This is a genomic window from Sphingobium sp. ba1, assembly GCF_000743655.1.
Lineage (GTDB): Bacteria > Pseudomonadota > Alphaproteobacteria > Sphingomonadales > Sphingomonadaceae > Sphingobium.
The window spans coordinates 1-674 of the sequence record NZ_JPPQ01000054.1; the positions used below are offsets into that span (position 1 = coordinate 1).

1 protein-coding gene is annotated in these 674 nt (G+C 54.2%); it reads right to left on the reverse strand.

The genetic code is table 11. The features are described from left to right. Positions 1 to 155: 155 nt before the first annotated feature. A complete protein-coding gene (locus IL54_RS23880; protein WP_150125806.1) occupies positions 156 to 518 on the reverse strand; it encodes a hypothetical protein in 363 nt (120 codons plus the stop codon). Positions 519 to 674 lie beyond the last annotated feature (156 nt).

Consider the following 674-nt stretch of genomic DNA (forward strand, 5'->3'; position numbering starts at 1 on the left):
ATCCTCCCCTGTAAGGGGAGGGGGACCGGCGCAGCCGGTGGAGGGGTGTCACCCTATCGATAGCATGACACCCCTCCGTCAGGGCTACGCCCTGCCACCTCCCCTGCTAGGGGAGGATGATTGACACCGACCAGTTATAGGCAGAACGGGCTAAATCACGGATGCCGATGAGTGGCCGCATTTGGGTCATCCGCAAACATCACACCAGCACTCTGATCCTGTGGATAGCCATGGGCGAATTTGTAGGCGAGCAATGCCTCAACTATAACCTCCTTAAAGGTGGAACGTTGTTCCGGAGGACAGGAAACCGAGTTAACGATCCAGATAAAATCGCATGCTTGTCTCAACGCATCGTTAGCCGTTGGGGTGGCAATGTATGCAGCGAAGCGTCCTGCGATCCGTTCACCTCTTATTTCAAAATATCGATCGCCTTCCGACGAACTGCCAGCGGGAACCAGTTCAAGATGACGTTGAGAGTCAACTGTCTGTCTCGCTTTGTTGTTCGCTAAAAATGCCATATGGCTGCCTTACATCAACACCCCTAATGTCTGCTTAGCGTAAGAAAAAATGTAAAGCCGACTGACCGCTTCTCACCCAGCCCCCCCCTACAACAACCCCTTAGCCCGCATACTCACATGCCCCTGCGCGCCGACGATGATATGGTCATGCACGGC

What these genes read in the sequence shown, in the direction of transcription:
- IL54_RS23880 (WP_150125806.1), bottom strand. Translation starts at nt 518, where the DNA reads ATGGCATTTTTAGCGAACAACAAAGCGAGACAGACAGTTGACTCTCAA.